This is a genomic window from Bradyrhizobium sp. B097 (genome assembly GCF_038957035.1).
Taxonomy (GTDB): Bacteria; Pseudomonadota; Alphaproteobacteria; order Rhizobiales; family Xanthobacteraceae; genus Bradyrhizobium.
In genome coordinates this window covers 8,064,164-8,083,070 of record NZ_CP152412.1, presented here as the reverse complement: position 1 = coordinate 8,083,070, position 18,907 = coordinate 8,064,164, and the positions used below count along the sequence as shown (strand labels likewise).

General features: G+C 65.6%; 16 protein-coding genes and 1 pseudogene. 8 read left to right on the top strand and 9 right to left on the bottom strand.

The features are described from left to right. Positions 1–9: 9 nt before the first annotated feature. A pseudogene (locus tag AAFG07_RS37200) lies at positions 10–216 on the bottom strand (hypothetical protein). 149 nt (positions 217–365) lie between these two features. Here AAFG07_RS37200 and AAFG07_RS37195 point away from each other — a divergent pair. Together AAFG07_RS37195 and AAFG07_RS37190 are read left to right on the top strand one after the other, a co-directional pair. Beyond that, positions 366–680: a hypothetical protein gene (locus tag AAFG07_RS37195; protein ID WP_342724589.1), complete on the top strand. Its 315-nt coding sequence runs from the start codon at positions 366–368 to the stop codon at positions 678–680. Continuing rightward, entirely contained in the window at positions 667–1,320 is a 654-nt protein-coding gene (locus tag AAFG07_RS37190; protein ID WP_342724588.1) for a nucleotidyl transferase AbiEii/AbiGii toxin family protein, read from the top strand. The genes AAFG07_RS37195 and AAFG07_RS37190 overlap by 14 nt, the downstream gene beginning before the upstream one ends. A gap of 18 nt (positions 1,321–1,338) precedes the next feature. On the opposite strand, the gene AAFG07_RS37185 is transcribed toward AAFG07_RS37190, so the two are convergent. Beyond that, complete coding sequence (locus AAFG07_RS37185) at positions 1,339–2,226, bottom strand: LysR family transcriptional regulator (RefSeq protein ID WP_342724587.1); 888 nt, start codon at positions 2,224–2,226, stop codon at positions 1,339–1,341. 120 nt (positions 2,227–2,346) lie between these two features. Between AAFG07_RS37185 and AAFG07_RS37180 the strand changes: the two genes are divergently transcribed. Then, complete coding sequence (locus AAFG07_RS37180) at positions 2,347–3,087, top strand: SDR family oxidoreductase (protein WP_342724586.1); 741 nt, start codon at positions 2,347–2,349, stop codon at positions 3,085–3,087. Positions 3,088–3,137: 50 nt separating this feature from the next. Further along, a complete protein-coding gene (locus tag AAFG07_RS37175) occupies positions 3,138–4,037 on the top strand; it encodes an SDR family oxidoreductase (RefSeq protein WP_342724585.1) in 900 nt (299 codons plus the stop codon). A gap of 181 nt (positions 4,038–4,218) precedes the next feature. Here AAFG07_RS37175 and AAFG07_RS37170 read toward each other — a convergent pair whose 3' ends face one another. The 3 genes from AAFG07_RS37170 to AAFG07_RS37160 form a co-directional block, all read right to left on the bottom strand. Beyond that, positions 4,219–5,301: a phospholipase gene (locus AAFG07_RS37170; protein ID WP_342724584.1), complete on the bottom strand. Its 1,083-nt coding sequence runs from the start codon at positions 5,299–5,301 to the stop codon at positions 4,219–4,221. Positions 5,302–5,513: 212 nt separating this feature from the next. After that, positions 5,514–6,485 carry a S1C family serine protease gene (locus AAFG07_RS37165; protein ID WP_342724583.1) on the bottom strand — a complete coding sequence of 324 codons (972 nt, stop codon included), beginning with the start codon at positions 6,483–6,485 and terminating at the stop codon, positions 5,514–5,516. Between the two features lie 144 nt (positions 6,486–6,629). Continuing rightward, on the bottom strand, positions 6,630–8,147 hold the full coding sequence (locus AAFG07_RS37160) for an AMP-binding protein (RefSeq protein WP_342724582.1): 1,518 nt from the start codon (positions 8,145–8,147) through the stop codon (positions 6,630–6,632). A 324-nt stretch (positions 8,148–8,471) separates the two neighbouring features. Between AAFG07_RS37160 and AAFG07_RS37155 the strand changes: the two genes are divergently transcribed. Then, on the top strand, positions 8,472–8,792 hold the full coding sequence (locus tag AAFG07_RS37155; protein WP_342724581.1) for a PilZ domain-containing protein: 321 nt from the start codon (positions 8,472–8,474) through the stop codon (positions 8,790–8,792). 9 nt (positions 8,793–8,801) lie between these two features. Here AAFG07_RS37155 and AAFG07_RS37150 read toward each other — a convergent pair whose 3' ends face one another. Both AAFG07_RS37150 and AAFG07_RS37145 read right to left on the bottom strand, forming a co-directional pair. Beyond that, positions 8,802–9,071: a hypothetical protein gene (locus AAFG07_RS37150; protein ID WP_342724580.1), complete on the bottom strand. Its 270-nt coding sequence runs from the start codon at positions 9,069–9,071 to the stop codon at positions 8,802–8,804. Positions 9,072–9,239: 168 nt separating this feature from the next. After that, positions 9,240–10,133, bottom strand: coding sequence for a LysR family transcriptional regulator (locus tag AAFG07_RS37145; protein WP_342724579.1), 894 nt, complete (start codon positions 10,131–10,133; stop codon positions 9,240–9,242). Positions 10,134–10,243: 110 nt separating this feature from the next. On the opposite strand from AAFG07_RS37145, the gene AAFG07_RS37140 reads away from it, so the two are divergent. After that, entirely contained in the window at positions 10,244–11,236 is a 993-nt protein-coding gene (locus AAFG07_RS37140; RefSeq protein WP_342724578.1) for an aldo/keto reductase, read from the top strand. A 680-nt stretch (positions 11,237–11,916) separates the two neighbouring features. On the opposite strand, the gene AAFG07_RS37135 is transcribed toward AAFG07_RS37140, so the two are convergent. After that, positions 11,917–12,945, bottom strand: coding sequence for a peptidoglycan -binding protein (locus tag AAFG07_RS37135; RefSeq protein WP_298378679.1), 1,029 nt, complete (start codon positions 12,943–12,945; stop codon positions 11,917–11,919). A 28-nt stretch (positions 12,946–12,973) separates the two neighbouring features. Continuing rightward, positions 12,974–13,972 carry a flagellar motor protein MotA gene (locus AAFG07_RS37130; RefSeq protein ID WP_342724577.1) on the bottom strand — a complete coding sequence of 333 codons (999 nt, stop codon included), beginning with the start codon at positions 13,970–13,972 and terminating at the stop codon, positions 12,974–12,976. A 542-nt stretch (positions 13,973–14,514) separates the two neighbouring features. Between AAFG07_RS37130 and AAFG07_RS37125 the strand changes: the two genes are divergently transcribed. Both AAFG07_RS37125 and AAFG07_RS37120 read left to right on the top strand, forming a co-directional pair. After that, complete coding sequence (locus AAFG07_RS37125; protein ID WP_342724576.1) at positions 14,515–15,717, top strand: efflux RND transporter periplasmic adaptor subunit; 1,203 nt, start codon at positions 14,515–14,517, stop codon at positions 15,715–15,717. Between the two features lie 6 nt (positions 15,718–15,723). Continuing rightward, positions 15,724–18,882, top strand: coding sequence for a multidrug efflux RND transporter permease subunit (locus AAFG07_RS37120; protein WP_342724575.1), 3,159 nt, complete (start codon positions 15,724–15,726; stop codon positions 18,880–18,882). Positions 18,883–18,907 lie beyond the last annotated feature (25 nt).

The following is an 18,907-nucleotide window of genomic DNA, read 5'->3' as shown; positions in this document are numbered from 1 at the left end:
CGACGGCAGTTACTTCGCGGCGACCCTTGTCCATTCCTCGTGCGCCCGTGCCTTCAGTCGATTCCAGTCGCGGGCGGCGACGTCCCAATTTACGATCGTGCGGGTGTCCTGTGCAACCTGCCCATTTGCCACGCTCGACGTCTGCATCTAGTCGTAGACATAGACGCCGCAAACCAGCAGCAGCGCGCCCAAAATCATGCCGAAAAACGTCCGCATCGCTCAATCCCTCCGGTGTCGGCGGGATAACGTCGTGGGGTTCGCTGTGGTTCCGGACGGCGACGGATCATCAACCTCGTATCTCGTTGCGGTACGCCACAAGGGACGTTCTGCGTGGAAAACGCCGCTTGAATCAGGTACAATGAGCCATGACGGCAACAGGCTTACCGAGCGATCTGTTGGAGCAATTTCGCCGCAAATATTTGTGGTGGAGTCCGGTGGACGGACGGCCGTTTCCCGAAGAGCGTATCGTCGCGCAAACGATGAATCTCGGAACGTATGACGACATTCTTTTGCTCGAAGATGCGGTCGGCCATGGTCGCCTGGTCGAGATTATGCGCAGCGCGGAGCCGGGCTGGATCAACGATCGCTCGTGGGAATTCTGGCGGGGCCGGCTGACATTTGCCACGGGCCTGGCAATTCCGGACAGGGCCCCCCGCAGGGGCTTCCATGCCGCAGTTTGAGCCGCGCCTTGATATCCTTCCTGCGGCGCAACGCGAGATGTGGCCCAGCCTCATTTCGGCGCAACAAATGAAGTTCGTTCTGTACGGGGGGACGGCGGTTGCGCTCCAGCTTGGTCATCGCCAATCGCTCGATTTTGACTTCTTCTGCACCGAGCACTTGGACAAAGGGCGACTTCGCACCGAATTCGCGTTCGTCGCCGGCGCGGCGATCCTGCAGGACGCGCCGGACACGTTGGTCGTGCTGGCCGAGATGCCGTCGGGCCCGGTCAAGGTTTCGTTCTTTGGCGGCCTCAAGCTCGGCCGTATCAACGACCCGCTTCAGACCTCCGATGGCGTGCTACTCGTCGCGTCGCTCGACGATCTGATGGCGACCAAGCTCAAGGCGACGCTGGACCGCGCCGAGGCCAAGGATTATCGGGATATTGCTGCAATGTTGTCCGCGGGCGCTTCGTTGCCGACAGCCTTGAGTGCTTTCCGGACGATGTTTCACGGCGAGCCCGCGCAGGTGTTGCGGGCAATCGGATTCTTTGGCGACGGAGATCTGAACTCAGTAACCGCGGCTGACCGGACTATCTTGTCGAACGCGCGAGATCGCGTAGGCGAGTTGCCCGAGCTCGATCTGAAGGACGGGCTTTGCTGACCGGTATCCGGCGAGCGATCAACTGCGCGCGAACACCTGCATCACATAATCGATGAACACGCGCACGCGCGGCGACAGCTGGCGGTTGCGCGGATAGAGCATGGATACCGGCACCGACGGCGGCGGGCATTGCTGCAGCACCGGGATCAGCATGCCGCTCGCGAGATCGGTTTCGGCATGGAAGCGCGGCACCTGCACAAGGCCGAGGCCGAGCCTGGCACTTGCGAGATAACTCTCGGGGCCGGTCACCGACATCGGCGCCGGCAGCGGAAACTGTTTCAGCGTGCCGTCGATCACGAATTCCATCGGGCGCAAGCGCCCTGTCGTCAGCGAGCGGATGCCGATCATGCGATGACCGTCGAGCGCGAACGGATCGGTCGGCATGCCGAAGTGCGCAAGGTAGTCCGGCGTGGCGCAGGTCAATCGCTCCAGCATCGTGACCTGCCGCGCGATCATGTCGCTGTCGGGCAATCGGCCGAAGCGCAGCACGCAGTCGACGCCTTCGCGGATCAGGTCGACCCAGCGGTCGCTCTCGCTCATGTTGATCTCGATGTCGGGATATTGGACGAGGAAGCCCGGCAGGTTCGGCAGCAGGAAGTGCCGCGCCAAGGTGCCCTGCACTTCGAGCCGCAGCAGCCCCTTGGGCTGGGCACCGCCGAACGCGCCCTCGGCGTCTTCGAGGTCTGAGATCAGCGACAGGCAGCGGCGGTAATGCGCCTCGCCGTCGAGCGTCGGGCGCACCGTGCGCGTGGTGCGCTCGAGCAGCCGCACCCCGAGCCGCGCCTCCAGCCCCTTCACCGCGTCCGTCACCGTCGACCGGGGCAAAGCGAGATCGTCGGCGGCGAGCGAGAAGCTGCGCCGCTCGACCACGCGGGTGAACACGCGCATCGCGTCGAAGCGGTCCATTTATTATCCGAAAATTGCGAATATTGATGCCGGAATATGCATGATTATCCGGATGATGCCAAGATCTATTGTCCTTCCATCGAACGCGGCCTCGGCCGCCAACCTGATGGGAGACTGAAAATGACCAACCAAGCCAACAAGGTAGCTCTGGTGACGGGTGCCTCGCGCGGGATCGGCGCGGCGGTGGCTGAGCGCCTCGCCAAGGACGGCTTCACTGTCGTCATCAACTACTCCGGTGACGCCAAGGCCGCGCAGGCGGTGGCCGACCGGATCGAGGCCGCCGGCGGCCGGGCGCTGACGGCGAAGGCCGATGTCAGCGACGCCAATGCGGTGCGCGGCATGTTTGACGCGGCGGAAGCGGCGTTCGGCGGCGTCGACGTGCTGGTCAATAATGCCGGCATCATGAAGCTCGGCAAGATCGCCGACAGCGACGATGCGGCCTTCGACCAGCAGGTCGCGGTCAACCTGAAAGGCAGCTTCAACACCATGCGCGAGGCGGCGCGCCGGCTGCGCAATGGGGGACGCATCGTCAACTTCTCGACCAGCGTCGTCGGCACCAAGCTCGAGACCTACGGCATCTATGTCGCGACCAAGGCCGCGATCGAGTCACTGACCGCGATCCTGTCCAAGGAATTGCGCGGCCGCAGCATCACGGTGAATGCGGTCGCCCCCGGCCCGACCGCGACCGATCTGTTCCTCAACGGCAAGTCGGATGAGCTGATCGACCGCTTCGCCAGGATGGTCCCGCTGGAGCGGCTAGGCACGCCCGACGACATCGCGAATGCCGTGTCGTTCCTCGTCGGTCCCGACGGCTCCTGGATCAACGGCCAGACTCTGCGCGCCAATGGCGGCCTGGTCTGACGTCCCCACACTTCAACCCAACTCTCGTTCAACCCACAAGGATACGTGTCATGAAACAGGTCATCGTCATCACCGGCGCTTCGAGCGGCTTTGGCCGCCTCACCGCCAACGCGCTCGCCAACGCCGGCCACACTGTCTACGCCTCGATGCGCCACACCACGGGCCGCAACGCCGCCGCGGTCGCCAATATCGAGGAGTTCGCCCGGGACAACAAGGTCGATCTGCGCTCGCTCGAGCTCGATGTCGGCTCGCAGGCGTTGGTCGATGCGGCGATCGCGCGGATCGTCACTGAAGAGGGCCGCCTCGACGTCGTCATGCACAACGCCGGCCACATGGTGTTCGGACCGGCGGAGGCCTTCACGCCCGAACAGCTCGCCGAGCTCTACGACATCAACGTGCTCTCGACCCAGCGCGTCAATCGCGCGGCGCTGCCGCAGCTGCGCAAGCAGGGCAGAGGACTCGTGGTCTGGGTATCGAGCTCTAGCTCGGCCGGCGGCACGCCGCCCTATCTCGCGCCATACTTCGCGGCGAAGGCCGGCATGGATGCGATGGCGGTGATCTACGCCCGTGAGCTCACGCGCTGGGGCATCGAGACCTCGATCATCGTGCCCGGCGCCTTCACCGGCGGCACCAACCACTTCGCACATTCCGGCCGTCCCGCCGACCAGGCGCGCGTCGCGGAATATGAGGCCGGTCCCTATGCCGGCTTCGGCGACGAGATCATGAAGGCGTTTTCGGCGATCGTGCCCGAGGATGCCGACGCCGGCTCCGTTGCCGATGCGATCGTCAAGGTGGTGGACACGCCGTTCGGCAAGCGGCCGTTCCGCGTCCACATCGATCCGACCCAGGACGGTGCCGAGGTTGCCTTCGGCGTGATCGACCGCGTCCGCAACGAAATGCTGCACCGGGTCGGCTTCTCCGACCTGCTCGAGCCGCGGGTGAATGAGTAGCTCGGCGCGCTCTGCCCGCATCAACGACGAGGATAGTGCCACGCGCACTATCCATCACCGTCATCCTGAGGTGCGAGCGAAGCGAGCCTCGAAGGGTGCACGGCCCCGATGTAGCCGCAGCCGGGCCGTCGACCCTTCGAGACGCGCTTCGCGCTCCTCAGGGTGACGGGGAGAAAGTCCCTCACGCACCGTCGACGCGCTCCCCGTTCAGCCACCGAAAAATCTCCGCATTGATCTCGCGCGGATAGGTGTGGCTGAGATCGTCGATCTCGCGATAGACCACCTTCGCTCCCGCGGCCGACAGCAGGCCCTGGGTCTGCCGCGCGGTCTGCACCGGGAACATCCAGTCGAGCTGGCCATGGGTGATGAAGATCGGCAAACCGCGCAGCCGCTCGGCATCGGCCATCTCGGCCATCAGCGGATGGAAGGTTGCGGCAACCGGAGCAAGATGCGTGAAGCGCGAGGCGCCGTCGAGCCCGCTCACATAGCTGAACGTGCCGCCGTCGCTCATGCCGGTCAGCAGCATCCGCGTCTCGTCGATCCGCCAGCGCGCCCGCACCTGGTCGAGGATGCGGTTGAGGTTCGGCGTGTCGGTGTCGTCGCCCATCAGCGCCCAGGTCTGGCCGGTTGCGGTCGGCGCCACCAGGATCGCGCCGCGGCTGCGCGCATCGCGCAGCCAGCTCCACAGGAAGCCGCGGCCGTTGCCGCTGCCGCCGTGCAGCGCCATCACCAGCGGCCAGGTGCGATCAGGCGTGTAATACTCAGGCACGTACATCGAGAAGCCGCCGCGGCTGCCGGGCTCGTTGCGCTCGTGGAAGATGCCGGTGTCGGCGTTCGGCGTGGCCGCGAGCTTCGCTTGCAGGTCGGCGTCCTCGCGCAAGTCGGGCGCGATGAAGAAGCCGCTGACCGGCGGCAGCTCGGTCAGCGGATAGAGCGCCTCCTGTGCGCGCGGCAGATAGCGCAGCGCGCGGAATACGCTGACCAGATCTCCTTCGCCATTCTGCACCGCGCGCAGGCCCGCATAGCCGGCCAGTGCCGGTTCGATCGCAGCTTCCAGTGCGGTCTGGATATGCGCGAATTTCTCCGGCCAATCGGCAAGCCGCGGCCGCACCGCCTGCAGGGCCTCCTCGGGTTCGCCTGCGATCTGCATCACGCGATCGAAGTCCGGCGGATTGAGATTGCGCGCGACAAAGGACAGCGATTCCAGTGTCTGCAACAGCGGTGGCAGCACGGCCACGATGTCGTCAACCACCGCCTCGCTCATCGCTATTACCTCTCGATTGCTGGTTCGAATATGTAGCCGCGCGGAAGCTGCGCCCCCTCTCCCGCTTGCGGGGGAGGGTTGGGGTGGGGGTGTCGCCGCAAGTGAGAGCCTCTGATTGGAGAGAGCCCCCACCCGTATCGCATCTTCGATGCGATACGACCTCCCCCGCAAGCGGGAGAGGTGAAGCGATCGCGCCGGAAGAGCATCGCACCTTAATGCAGCCGCGGCGCCTTCAACAGCTTCATGCGGTCGATCGAGGTCAGCGTCACGTCGAAGGTGACGCCCTCGTGGTAGATGGTTAGCGGCACGTCGACGCCGGCTGCGCCGAGCGACCAGAGCTTGCGGTAGAAGCCGGTCTGGCTCGTCACCTTGTCGCCGTCGACCGCGAGGATCACGTCGCCGGTCTTCAGCTCGGCGCGCGCCGCCGGTCCCTTGCTGGCGACGCCGACCACCACGAGGCGGTTGTCGATCTCGGTCGTGTACATGCCGAGCCACGGCCGCGCCGGCCTGTCGACGCGGCCGAATTTGCGCAGGTCGCCGAGCACCGGATTGAGCAGATCGATCGGCACGATCATGTTGACATGCTCGGCGCGGCCCGAGCGTTCGCGTTCGAGCTGCAGCGAGCCGATGCCGATCAGCTCGCCGGCATTGTTGATCAGTCCGGTGCCGCCCCAGTTCGGATGCGACGGATAGGTGAAGATCGCTTCGTCGAGCAGATATTCCCAGTAGCCCGCGAACTCCTGCTTCGCCGCGATCTGGCTCGCGACCGAGCGCGTGCGGCCGCCGGCGCCGCCGAGCACGACATTGTCGCCGACCTGCGTCGCCGCCGACGAGCCGATCGGCAGCGGCTTGATGTCGAGCCGTCCCAGCGCCTGCACCAGGCCGAAGCCGGATTCGAAATCGAAGCCGAGTGCGTGGCCCTCAACCGCGCGGCCGTCGCCGAGATGCAGCCACACCGTGGCGGCTTCGGTGATCAGATAGCCGATCGTCAGCACAAGCCCGTCGTCGATCAAGACGCCGTTGCCGGCGCGCTCGGTGCCGAGCGTCTCGGCGCTGAACGCGTCAGGCGGAATGATCGAATGCAGCCCGATCACGCTCGTCAGCGCACGATCGAGGTCGTAGCGGTAATCTTCGGGACGGGGCTGAAAGGCCGCCGGCACTTTCCATTCGGTGGTGGAGGGCATCAAGGATCTCCTGGCGTGCAGGGCGCTGGAACCTCATGGTAGTCCGAGGTTCTGCCGGCAGGGAAGATGGAATGATATACCTTGCGCGGCGGCCTGCACAGCTCATCTGGCGTGCAGAGCTGCCCCTCGCAAGATGAACTGAACCTAATCGCTTTTTGCTGCCGCACGCGCCGGCACGATGCGGAAGGCGCGGTCCTCCTTGATCCAGGCGGCGCGCTCGTCGCGCAGCATGGTGCGGCGAACCTTTCCGGAATCATCGCGCGGCGCGGTGCCGACGCGCTCGAAACTTTCCGGATGCTTGTAGCGGCTGAGCCGGTCCTTCAGGAAGTCGCCCATGCCGTCGGCGATCTTCTGCGCATCGGCGCTGTCGGCGAGTTCGAGGATCGCATGCACGCGCTGGCCGAATTCCGGATCGGGCAATCCGACCACGACGCAGGAGCGCACCTCGGGATGTTCGCTGACCGCGGCCTCGACCTCGGCCGGATAGATGTTGGCGCCGCCGCGCAGCACCATGTCGGCGAGCCGGTCGCCGAGATAGAGATAGCCTTCCTCGTCGAGCCGGCCGATATCGCCGAGCGATTCCCAACCGTCCGGCCGCCGCTTCGGTGATGCGCCGAGATAGTGATAGGTGGAGCCGGCGCCGTCATTGGGCAGGAAGTAGATCTCACCGGTCTCGCCGGGCGCGACGTCGTTGCCGTCTTCGCCGATGATGCGCAAGCGCGCGGTCTCGCCGATCCTGCCGACCGACCCCTTGTGCGCCATCCACTCGACGCCCGAGATCACGCAGGCGCCCTGCCGCTCGGTGCCGCCATAGAGCTCCCAGATCCGCTCCGGCCCGAGCCATTCGATCCACTTCTCCTTCAGCCAGGGCGGCATCGGTGCCGCCATGTGAAACACGATTTGCAGGCTGGAGACGTCGTAGCGGTTGCGCACCTCTTCGGGCAGCGCCCAGATTCGGTGCATCATGGTCGGCACGAAGTTGACCCATTGCACGCGCTCGCGCGCGATCAGCCGCAGCGTCTCCTCGGCGTCGAACTTCACCATGCCGGTCAGCCGCCCGCCGCCGAACAGCGCGGCGTGCGACAGGATGAACGGCGCGTTGTGATAGAGCGGGCCCGGGTTGAGCACCGACGCCTCATGTGGCATGCCGAGCAGCAGCGGTGTCGTGGTTTCGATCACGGCGGGGTTGTGATCGAGGATCACCTTCGGCCGCCCGGTCGAGCCGCCGCTCGTCATCGCCTTCCAGTAGCGTGCGACCGGTGCATCGAGCGGCTCTCCGGAAAATCCTTCCGGCACGAAATCCACCGGCAGCGAATTCGGCGCATTCCAGTCGGCCTCGCCGCCGACCACCAGCGACGGTTTCAGGATCTCGAGCACCGCGGCGGCCTCGCCGCGCGGCAGCCGCCATGACAGCGAGGTCGGCGTCGCGCCGCATTTCCACACCGCGAAAGTGGTCTCGAAGAATGCGTTGCTGTTGGGCAGCCCGATCGCGACGAAGTCGCCGGGCTTGACGCCCTTGGCGGCAAACGCGCGCGCCCGTGCATTGGCGCGGCGCTCGAGCTCAAGCCAGGTCAGCGTATCCGCGCCGTGACTGACGGCGATCGCGTCTGCGGGCTTGCGTTCGGCATACCAGCGCGGCACGTCGGCGAGGGGGATCAGCATGGGGCGTTTCCGGAAGACAGAGGCAGCTTGGAGCGCTCTTGTTGCAGGGATGTGGCCAGCGCCACGGCCGCCACTTCACCAACTATGCGGTCCCCGTGTCAAGCCGACGGCTGCTCGTGCGGCCGGTATCCCGCTGATGGAATTGCGGAATCCTCATTTGCTAAAAGCCGGGGCAAGATTCCGGTAAAGTTCAAGCGATCGCGCTAAGCCGGACTTTACGGGCGGACGGCATTGTGGCCCGTGCGGTTGTGTGCCGGGCACGTCGATCGACCTGCGCGGCCTCCAATGTTTTTTCAAGGACCAATGTCTTCAAGGACGACGACGATGGCGAGCAATGGAGCACGGATCAAGGTCAGTCGCGAGCCGCGGCGCCAGCTCAACAACCGTGCGGCGTGGATCACGGTGGATGACGGCGTGACCGAGAATGCCTGCGCCGTGGTCGACATCTCGCCCGGCGGCGCCAAGATCACGACCGAGGTCGAGTTCGACGTGAAGGATCGCCTTGCGCTGACGCTGCTCGCCGATCACGCCAAGCGCTACCCTTGCGAAGTGGTCTGGCGTCGCGGCAAGACCTACGGGCTCAAATTCGTGACCGCCGACGCCGAGCCGGACGAACCGGCCGCGGAGCCCGCCGCCGCCATCTAGCACCGCGCCTCAGCGTCCCTGCGCGCTATTGACGTTGCCGGTCGTGCTCACCGAACCGCCGGGAGCGGCCGGCGCCGCGCTGAAGTTGCCGCCGGAAGACGGTGCATAGCGCTGGCCGCTCTGGGCTGGAAGCGCAGTACCGCCAACGCCGTCCGACGAAGCAGCGCGGTCGCCCGGCCTCGGTGGCAGTGGGGAGCCTCCCGTGCTTTGCGCGAGAAGCTGAGCCGGGGCGAGCGTCAGGCCGGCGGCGACGATGATGGCGAATGTGTTTCTGAACATGGGCTGGTCCGGATGGTGCGGTGAGGTTCGAGCGGTGGCGAGATCCGCCAGGCCCGCACGATTTCGTCTGCAATAACGTAAGCGGTGCTGGTCTCGTTCCCAGAGGCTATGGCCAAACCGCAAAGCAAATATCCGTGTGGTGGACCCCGGCGGGCCGCGTTCGCTCTGTCATCCCCGATAGCGCAGTGCGTCGACCAGCAGCGCGAACGCCGGCGAGGATTGCCGGCGGCTCGGGTAATAGAGGTGATAGCCGGGAAACGGCGCGCACCAGTCGTCGAGCACCTGGACCAGCTGGCCCTTGGCCAATTGTGCCTGCACCTGATCCTCGGCGACATAGGCAAGCCCGAGCCCGGCCAACGCCGCCTTGATCCGCAGCGCGGTGCTGTTGAAGACCAGTTGTCCGTCGACGCGGACCTTGATCGGGCGTCCGCGCTTCTCGAATTCCCAGGCATAAATGCCGCCATGGGTCGGCAGGCGAATGTTGATGCAGGCGTGCTGGGTCAGGTCCTGCGGCCGCTTCGGACGGTCTCGCCGTTTGAAGTAGGACGGCGCGCCGACCACGACCATGCGGAAATCCGGCGCGATCCGCACCGCGATCATGTCCTTTGCCAGCTGCTCGCCGAGGCGGACGCCGGCGTCAAAACGCTCCGCGACGATGTTCGCGAGCCCGTTGTCGACGGTCAGGTCCACCTTGATGTCGGGATAGCGCGGCAGGAACTTTTCCAGCGCCGGCCACAGGATGGTCTCGGCTGCGTGCTCGCCGGCGTTGATGCGGATGGTGCCGGCCGGCTTGTCGCGCAGCGCGTTGAGGGCTGTGAGTTCGGCCTCGATCTCCTCGAAGCGCGGCCCGACGCCCTGGAGCAGCCGCTCGCCGGCCTCGGTCGGCGCGACGCTGCGTGTGGTGCGGGTCAGGAGCCGCACGCCCAGCCGTTCCTCCAGCGCGCGCATGGTGTGGCTGAGCGCCGATTGCGACACACCGAGCCGCGCCGCCGCGCGGGTGAAGCTGCGCTCGCGCGCCACCGCGAGGAAGGCGATCAGGTCATTGACGTCGTGCCGCGGCATTGATGAATCCTGCTCATAAGTCCATCCCGATTTCTACGTCTAATAGGGTGCGCGTGCACGACCTAAATCCCGCAGCGGCAGGTTCCAGCCCTTTGATGCGGAGAGACATCATGCAGAAGCGTAAACTCGGTAACAGCAATCTGGAGGTATCGGCGATCGGCCTGGGCTGCATGGGCCTCAGCTTCGCCTATGGCCCAGCGGTCGAGAAAGCCGCAGGCATCGCGCTGCTGCGCGGCGCCATCGAGCGCGGCGTCACCTTCTTCGATACCGCGGAGGTCTACGGTCCCTTCGTCAACGAGGAGCTGGTCGGCGAGGCGCTGACGCCGGTTCGCAACGACGTCGTGATCGCCACCAAGTTCGGCTTCGATATCGGCACCATGGCCGAGCGGCACCGGTCGTTGAACAGCCGGCCCGAGCACATCAAGGCGGTCGCGGACGCCTCGCTGAAGCGGCTCAACATCGATGTGATCGATCTGTTCTATCAGCATCGGGTCGACCCCAACGTGCCGATCGAGGATGTCGCCGGCGCCGTGAAGGACCTGATCGCCGCCGGCAAGGTCCGCCATTTCGGCCTCTCGGAGGCCGGCGTGCAGACCATCCGCCGGGCGCACGCGGTGCAGCAGGTCACGGCATTGCAGAGCGAATATTCGCTGTGGGAGCGCGGTCCGGAGGCGGAGATCCTGCCGGTGCTGCAAGAGCTCGGTATCGGCTTCGTGCCGTACAGCCCGCTCGGCCGCGGTTTTCTCACCGGTGCGATCAGCGCGTCGACGACGTTCGCCAGCGACGACTTCCGCAACCTCGTGCCGCGTTTTTCGCCGGAAGCCCGCCGCACCAATCAGGCGCTGGTCGATCAACTCGGCCGTATCGCGGTCGGCAAGGGCGCAACGCCGGCCCAGATCGCGCTGGCCTGGCTGCTGGCGCAAAAGCCGTGGATCGTGCCGATCCCGGGCACCACGAAGCTCAACCGGCTCGAGGAGAACATCGGTGCGGCGCGGATCGAGCTGAGCTCCGCCGATCTGTCAGACATCGGCAAGGCCGTCGCCGCCGTCGAGGTGCAGGGCGCGCGCTATCCGGAGCAATTGCTCGGGATGGTTGGCCGCTGAGTCGAGCCACAAACTCAGTGTCGTCCTGAGCTTGACCCGGGACCCATAACCACGAACGGCAATTGCTGCGCGACGCTGGGTCGACAGCCGTCTGCAACAACACAACCCTGTGGTTATGGGTCCCTGCTTTCGCAGGGACGACGATTGTGATGTAGTCCGTGCCACTCATTCGATGTCGTCCTGGCGAAAGCCAGGATCCATTACCCCAAATGCGCGTTGCCGCACGACGCTGGTGCCACAGCTCGCTTCAACAACGCGACCCTGTGGTTATGGGTCCCTGCTTTCGCAGGGACGACGATTGTGGATGCAGGCCGTGCCACACATTCAGTGTCGTCCCGGGCTTGACCCGGGACCCATAACCACAAATGGCAATTGTTGCGCGACGCGGGGGCCACAGCCCTCTGCAACAACACAACCCTGCGGTTATGGGTCCCTGCTTTCGCAGGGACGACGATTGTGGATGCAGGCCATGCCATACATTCGGTGTCGTCCCGGGCTTGACCCGGGACCCATAACCACCAACGGCAATTGTTGCGCGACGCTGGCGCCACAGCCCTCTGCAACAACACAACCCTGTGGTTATGGGTCCCTGCTTTCGCAGGGACGACGATTGTGGAAGTAGGCCGTGCCACACATTCAATGTCGTCCTCGCGAAAGCGGAGCGCGAAGGCGTGTGCCAGCTAGCGTTCCGTCAGCTTCAGCTCGATGCGGCGGTTGCGCTTGTAGGCGTCTTCGGTCTGCGCAGTGTCGAGCGGCTGGAATTCGGCGAAGCCGGCGGCGACCAGGCGCTGCGCGGGCACGCCGAGCGAGACCAGATATTGCACCACCGAGATCGCGCGCGCAGAGGACAACTCCCAGTTCGACTTGAACAGCGGGCTGTTGATCGGCCGCACGTCGGTGTGGCCGTCGACCCGCAGCACCCAGGCGATCTCGGCCGGGATCTGCTTGTCGAGATCGATCAGCGCGTTCGCCACGGTGTCGAGCTCGGTCTTGCCCTCCGGCAGCAGCGTCGCCTGGCCGGTATCGAAGAACACTTCGGACTGGAACACGAAGCGGTCGCCGACGATGCGGATATCCGGACGGTTGCCGAGGATCGCGCGCAGCCGGCCGAAGAATTCCGAGCGGTATTTCGACAATTCCTGCACCCGCTGCGCCAGCGCGACGTTAAGGCGCGAGCCGAGATCGGCGATCCGGCTCTGCGATTCCTTGTCGCGCTTCTCGGAGGCGTCGAGCGCCTCCTCGAGCGCCGCGAGCTGGCGGCGCAGCGCGCTGATCTGCTGGTTCAGCACCTCGATCTGCGCCAGCGCGCGCGACGACACGCTCTTCTCGGACTCCAGCGCCTTGTTGAGTTCGTTGGCGCGGCCCTGCGCGTCATTGCCGGAATTGGCGAGCCCCTCATAGAGCCCCTTCATGCGGTCGCGCTCGCCCTCGGCGGAAGCGAGCCCGGCGCGGAGCTGCGACACCTGGTCGTCGAGCGTCAGCTTGGAGAGCTTCTCCAGCGACAACAGGTCGTTGAGCTGGGCGATCTTGGCGTTGAGCTGCTCCAGCGCCTTGTCCTTGCCGGTCACTTCCTGCGACAGGAAGAACTGCACGACCAGGAAAACCGACAGCAGGAACACGATCGACAGCACCAGCGTCGACAGCGCGTCGACAAAACCGGGCCAGTAGTTGAAGCCGGATTCACTGCGGCGCGAGCGGGCGAGGGCCATGCGTTTCTCCTTGGGCTTGCCGCGCCGCTCAACTCTTCTCGGGCTGGCGGGCGAGGCGCTCGAGCAGCCGCTTGATCTCGCGGTTCTGCTCGCCCTGGCCGTCGGCCCATTCGCGGATCATCTGCTGCTCGGTGCGCATATGCGCAACCAGCCCCTGGATCGCCTCGGCAAGATTGGCCATCGCCGCCGTGGTGCTGCGGCCGCCGCCGCCGGCGCCACCTTCTTCGAAGGTCGCACGCAGCCGGTCGATCGCGCCCTGCAGGTCGGCACCGCCGGCGCCGACACCGTCGCCGGAAATGCCGCGCACGGTGGTGGCGAGCCAGTCCTCGAGGTCGGTGTAGAAGCGGTTCTGGGCCTGGCTCGATTGCAGGTCGAGGAAGCCGAGGATCAGCGAGCCGGCGAGGCCGAACAGCGAAGACGAGAACGAAATGCCCATGCCGCCGAGCGGCGCGGCGAGGCCCTCCTTCAGCGTGTCGAACAGCGCGCCGGCGTCGCCGCCGACCTTGAGCCCGTCGATCACCTTGCCGACCGAGCCCACCGTCTCGATCAGGCCCCAGAAGGTGCCGAGCAGGCCGAGGAACACCAGCAGGCCGGTCATGTAGCGCGAGATGTCGCGGGCTTCATCGAGGCGGGTTGCGATCGAATCGAGCAGATGCCGCATGGTCTGCTGCGAGATCGACATCCGCCCGGTACGCTCGCCGCCGAGGATCGCGGCCATTGGGGCAAGCAGGGTCGGGCGGCGCTCGATCGCAAGGCCGGGATCGGCAATGCGGAAGTTATTGACCCAGGCAACTTCGGGATACAGCCGGATCACCTGCCGGAACGCCAGGATGATGCCGATCAGCAGGACGGCGCCGATCAGGGCGTTCAGCCCGGGATTGGCGAAGAAGGCGGTGACGATCTGCTTGTACAGCACGACCCCGACCAGGCCGCAGAGCACCAGGAACACCAGCATCCGCACCAGGAAGATCCTGGGCGAGGACAGCTTGCTCAGTTCGATCTCCATCTCGGAGCGGGAAGGGGGCATTGCCGGGTCATCCGTTCGCGAAGGCCGCATCTGCCAGCAATATGGCACAGCGGCGGAGTGAGGAAAGCCGAATCCAAAGGCTGTCAGCAGAACCTTGGGTTGAGACTGGGCGGAGTGTTGCCGCTTTGCGCAGCATTCCGGCGCTTCGGCGCATCAGCCTGTTCGGAAGGTGCCAATCCCACGCGCGGGTCGCGAGACGAACTCGGATTGCACGCATCGCTGGGCGAGGCGCGCCGCGATCGGCGATTCGCGCGCCGCGCATGACGACTTTGCAATCTGCGGCATTCCCGCACAGATAAAAGGCGAATTCCCGCTCACGCAGTCCTTAACGCATTCCCACAGCCTGCGATGGAACCCGCTCACAATGCAGTGACCCGATAAAACATGCCGCGAAATCAGGGCGATAGCGTTCTGTGACAATGAGCCGCCAAGAAACGCATTGCGTCGCAGCAACGAGATTTTATTTTCACTGCAGCAACGCGAGCGCTGTCGCCGTGACACCGCCGTTCGTTTGTTCAAACCTCTCAGGGGCGATCATCTCAATGTCTGGACTTCGCGCGCAATCGGCATGCATTGCTCTGATGCTGGCCGTGACGGCGCCACTGCTTGCTGGCTGCGACGAGCCGAATTCCGCAACCGCCGCCGTACAAGCACCCGAGCCGGACGTCAGCGTCGTCACTGTGAAGCAGCAGGCGCGCGCGATGGTGCGCGAGCTGCCGGGCCGCATCGCGCCGACCCGCGTCTCCGAGGTGCGCCCGCGCGTCTCGGGCATCGTCGTCAACCGCATGTTCCATCAGGGCAGCGAGGTGAAGACCGGCGATCCGCTGTACCAGATCGATCCGCGCCCGTTCGAGGTCGAAGTGCAGTCGACCGAGGCGGCGCTGTCACGCGCCAAGGCGGTGCTGGAGCAGACCTCGCTGCAGGCCCGCCGTATCGCCACCCTCACCAACCAGCGCGCGACCTCGGAGGCCGAGAACGAGAAGGCGATCGCCAACCTGAAGCAGGCCGAAGCCGACGTGCAGGGTCGCGAGGCCGACGTCGCGCGTGCCAAGCTCAATCTGGATTACGCCACCATTCGCGCGCCGATCGACGGCATCATCGGTGCTGCCGTCATCAGCGAAGGCGCGCTCGTCGTGCAGAACGACGCCGCGAGCCTTGCGACCATCCAGCAGCTCGATCCGATCTATGCCGACTTCCAGCAATCGGTCACCGAGATGAACCAGCTCCGCCGGGCCTTCGAGAGCGGCGATCTCGACCGCATCGAGGCCGACGCGATGAAGGTGCGTCTCGTGCTCGACGACGGATCGATCTATCCGCTGCCGGGCAAGCTGCTGTTCTCCGACGCCAAGGTCGACGCCCATACCGGGCAGGTCACCCTGCGCGGCGAGTTCCCGAACCCGAATCGAGTCCTGCTGCCGGGCATGTATGTCCGCGTGCAGATCGAGCAGGGCATCGACACCGATGCGATCGCCGTGCCGCAGCAGGCGATCCAGCGCAATGGCGGCGGCGGCAGCGAGGTGTTCGTCGTCAAGGACGACAATCACGTCGCGGTGCAGCCGGTGCGCACCGGCTCGCTGCAGGGCGGTTCCTGGTTCGTGACCGAAGGCCTCAAGGCCGGTGACAAGGTCGTCGTCGAGGGCTTCCAGAAGTTCGCCGCCGGCGACAAGGTACGGCCGCTGGCCTGGCGTGACATCGACGCTGCTGCGGCATCGGATTCGCAGCAGACCGCGCACGCGGTGCGGTGATCCGACATGCCCAACTTCTTCATCGACAGGCCGATCTTCGCCTGGGTCGTCGCGCTGTTCATCTGTCTGGTCGGTGCGATCTCGATTCCACTGCTCGCCGTCGCGCAGTATCCGATCATCGCGCCGCCCTCGATCTCGATCTCGACGAGCTATCCCGGCGCGTCGCCTGAAAACCTCTACAACAGCGTCACGCGGCTGATCGAGGAGGAGCTCAACGGCGCCGCCAACATCCTGAACTTCGAATCGACCTCCGACTCGCTCGGCCAGGTCGAGATCATCGCCAACTTCAAGCCGGGCACGGACACCAGCCAGGCCTCGGTCGAGGTGCAGAACCGCCTCAAGCGCGTCGAGGCGCGGCTGCCGCGCGCCGTGATCCAGCAGGGCATCCTGGTCGAGGAAGCCTCGTCCGCCGTGCTGCAGATCATCACGCTGAACTCGACCGACGGCTCGCTGGATGAAGTGGGCCTCGGCGACTTCATGATCCGCAACGTGCTGGGCGAGGTGCGCCGCATCCCCGGCGTCGGCCGCGCCACGCTGTATTCGACCGAGCGTTCGCTGCGCATCTGGATCGATCCGGCCAAGCTGGTCGGCTACGGCCTGTCCGCCGACGACGTCAACAAGGCGATCACGGCGCAGAACGCCCAGGTCGCCTCCGGCAGCATCGGCGCCGAGCCGAGCACGGACACGCAGAAGATTTCCGCGCAGGTGCTGGTGAAGGGCCAGCTCTCCTCGCCCGACGAGTTCGGCGCGATCATCCTGCGCGCCAACCCCGACGGCTCGACGGTCCGCCTGCGCGACGTCGCGCGGATCGAGATCGGCGGCCTCAGCTATCAGTTCAACACCCGCCTCGACGGCAAGCCGACCGCCGGCCTCTCGGTGCTGCTGTCGCCGAAGGGCAATGCGCTGGCGACCGCGAGCGCGGTCGAAGCCAAGATGAAGGAGCTGTCGCGCTTCTTCCCGGCCAATATCTCCTACGAGATCCCCTACAACATCACGCCCGTCGTGAAGGCCTCGATCGAGAAGGTCCTGATGACGCTGGTCGAGGCGGTGGTGCTGGTGTTCATCGTGATGTTCTTATTTCTACAGAACATCCGCTACACCATCATTCCGACCATCGTGGTTCCGGTGGCGCTGCTGGGCGCCTGCGCCACGCTGATGATCGCGGGCTTCTCGATCAACATGCTGACCATGTTCGGCATGGTGCTGGCGGTCGGCATCCTGGTCGACGACGCCATCGTCGTGGTCGAGAACGTCGAGCGCATCATGGCCGAAGAGGGCCTGCCGCCGAAGGAAGCCACCAAGAAGGCGATGTCGCAAATCACCGGCGCCATCATCGGCATCACGCTGGTGCTGATGGCGGTGTTCGTGCCGATGGCGTTCTTCCCCGGCTCGGTCGGCATCATCTATCGCCAGTTCTCGGTCACCATGGTGGCGGCGATCGCGTTCTCGGCGCTGCTTGCGCTGTCGCTGACGCCGGCGCTTTGCGCGACGCTGCTCAAGCCGGTCGAGAAGGGCCACGGCCATGCCCGCAAGGGCGTGTTCGGCGCCTTCAATCGCGTGCTCGACAATGGCCGTGCCGGTTATGTCCGCACGGTGCAGGCCGGGCTGAAGCGCACCGGCCGCCTGATGCTGATCTATCTCGTGCTGTTCGCTGGCGTCGCCTACGGCTTCGTGCGGCTGCCCGGCGGCTTCCTGCCGGTCGACGACCAGGGCTTCATCACGACCGACGTGCAGACGCCGTCGGAGTCGTCCTATGCGCGGACCGAAGCTGCGGTCGAGCAGGTCGAGAAGTACCTGAAGGATCGCGCCGGCATCGAGAATGTCACGTTCCTCACCGGCTTCAGCTTCCTCGGCCAGGGCATGAACACTGCGCAGGCCTTCATCACGTTGAAGGACTGGTCGGAGCGCGGCGCGAAGGATTCCGCCGCAGCCATCGTTGCCGACATCAACCGCGACCTGTCGTCGACGATCCGCGATGCCAGGATCTCGGCGCTGCAGCCGCCGCCGATCGACAACCTCGGCAACTCCTCGGGCTTCTCGTTCCGCCTGCAGGACCGCGGCCAGAAGGGCTATGCGGCGCTGATCGCGGCGTCCGATCGCCTGATCGCGGAGGCCAATGCCAGTCCCGTGCTGCAGAAGGTCTATGTCGAGGGCCTGCCGCCGGCGCCGCAGGTCAATCTGATGATCGACCGCGAGAAGGCGGGCGCGTTCGGCCTCACCTTCGAGGACATCAACAATACCATTTCGACCAACCTCGGCTCGAACTACATCAACGACTTCCCGAACCGCGGGCGCATGCAGCGCGTCATCGTGCAGGCCGACAAGACCAGCCGCATGAACGCGGACGACATCCTCAATTACAATGTCAAGAACAGCCGCGGCCAGCTGGTGCCGTTCTCGGCCTTCGCCACCATCGAATGGTCGAAGGGGCCCACGCAAATTGCGGGCTTCAACTACTATCCGGCGGTGCGCATCTCCGGCGAGGCGAAGCCCGGCTTCACCTCGGGCGATGCGATCGCGGAGATGGAGCGGCTCGCCGACAAGCTGCCGCGCGGCTTCGGCTATGAATGGACCGGCCAGTCGCTGCAGGAGAAGCTGTCGGGCTCGCAGGCGCCGTTCCTGCTCGCGCTGTCGGTGCTGGTGGTGTTCCTCTTGCTCGCGGCGCTCTATGAGAGCTGGACCATTCCGCTCGCGGTGCTGCTCACGATTCCGCTCGGCATTCTCGGCGCCGTGGTGGCGGCGACGCTGCGCGGGCTGTCGAACGACGTCTATTTCACGGTCGGCCTGATCACCATCATTGGCCTTGCCGCCAAGGACGCGATCCTGATCATCGAGTTCGCCAAGGACCTGCGCGCGCAGGGCAAGCCGCTGGTCGAGGCGACCATCGAGGCGTGCAGCCTCCGATTCCGCCCGATCCTGATGACCGGTCTCGCCTTCGTCTGCGGCGTGCTGCCGATGGCGATCGCCACCGGCGCCGGCGGCGCCAGCCAGCAGGCGCTCGGCACGTCAGTGATGGGCGGCATGATCGCCGTCGTGATCCTCGCGCTGCTCCTGGTGCCGGTGTTCTTCGTCAGCGTGCAGCGCGTGCTCGCCGGCGATCGCGAGAAAACGCCGGAGAACGCCGAAGTCTACGGCCCGCCCGCGCCGGCAAGGATCGGTCACTGATGTCAGAGATCGGTGCCGATCGGAT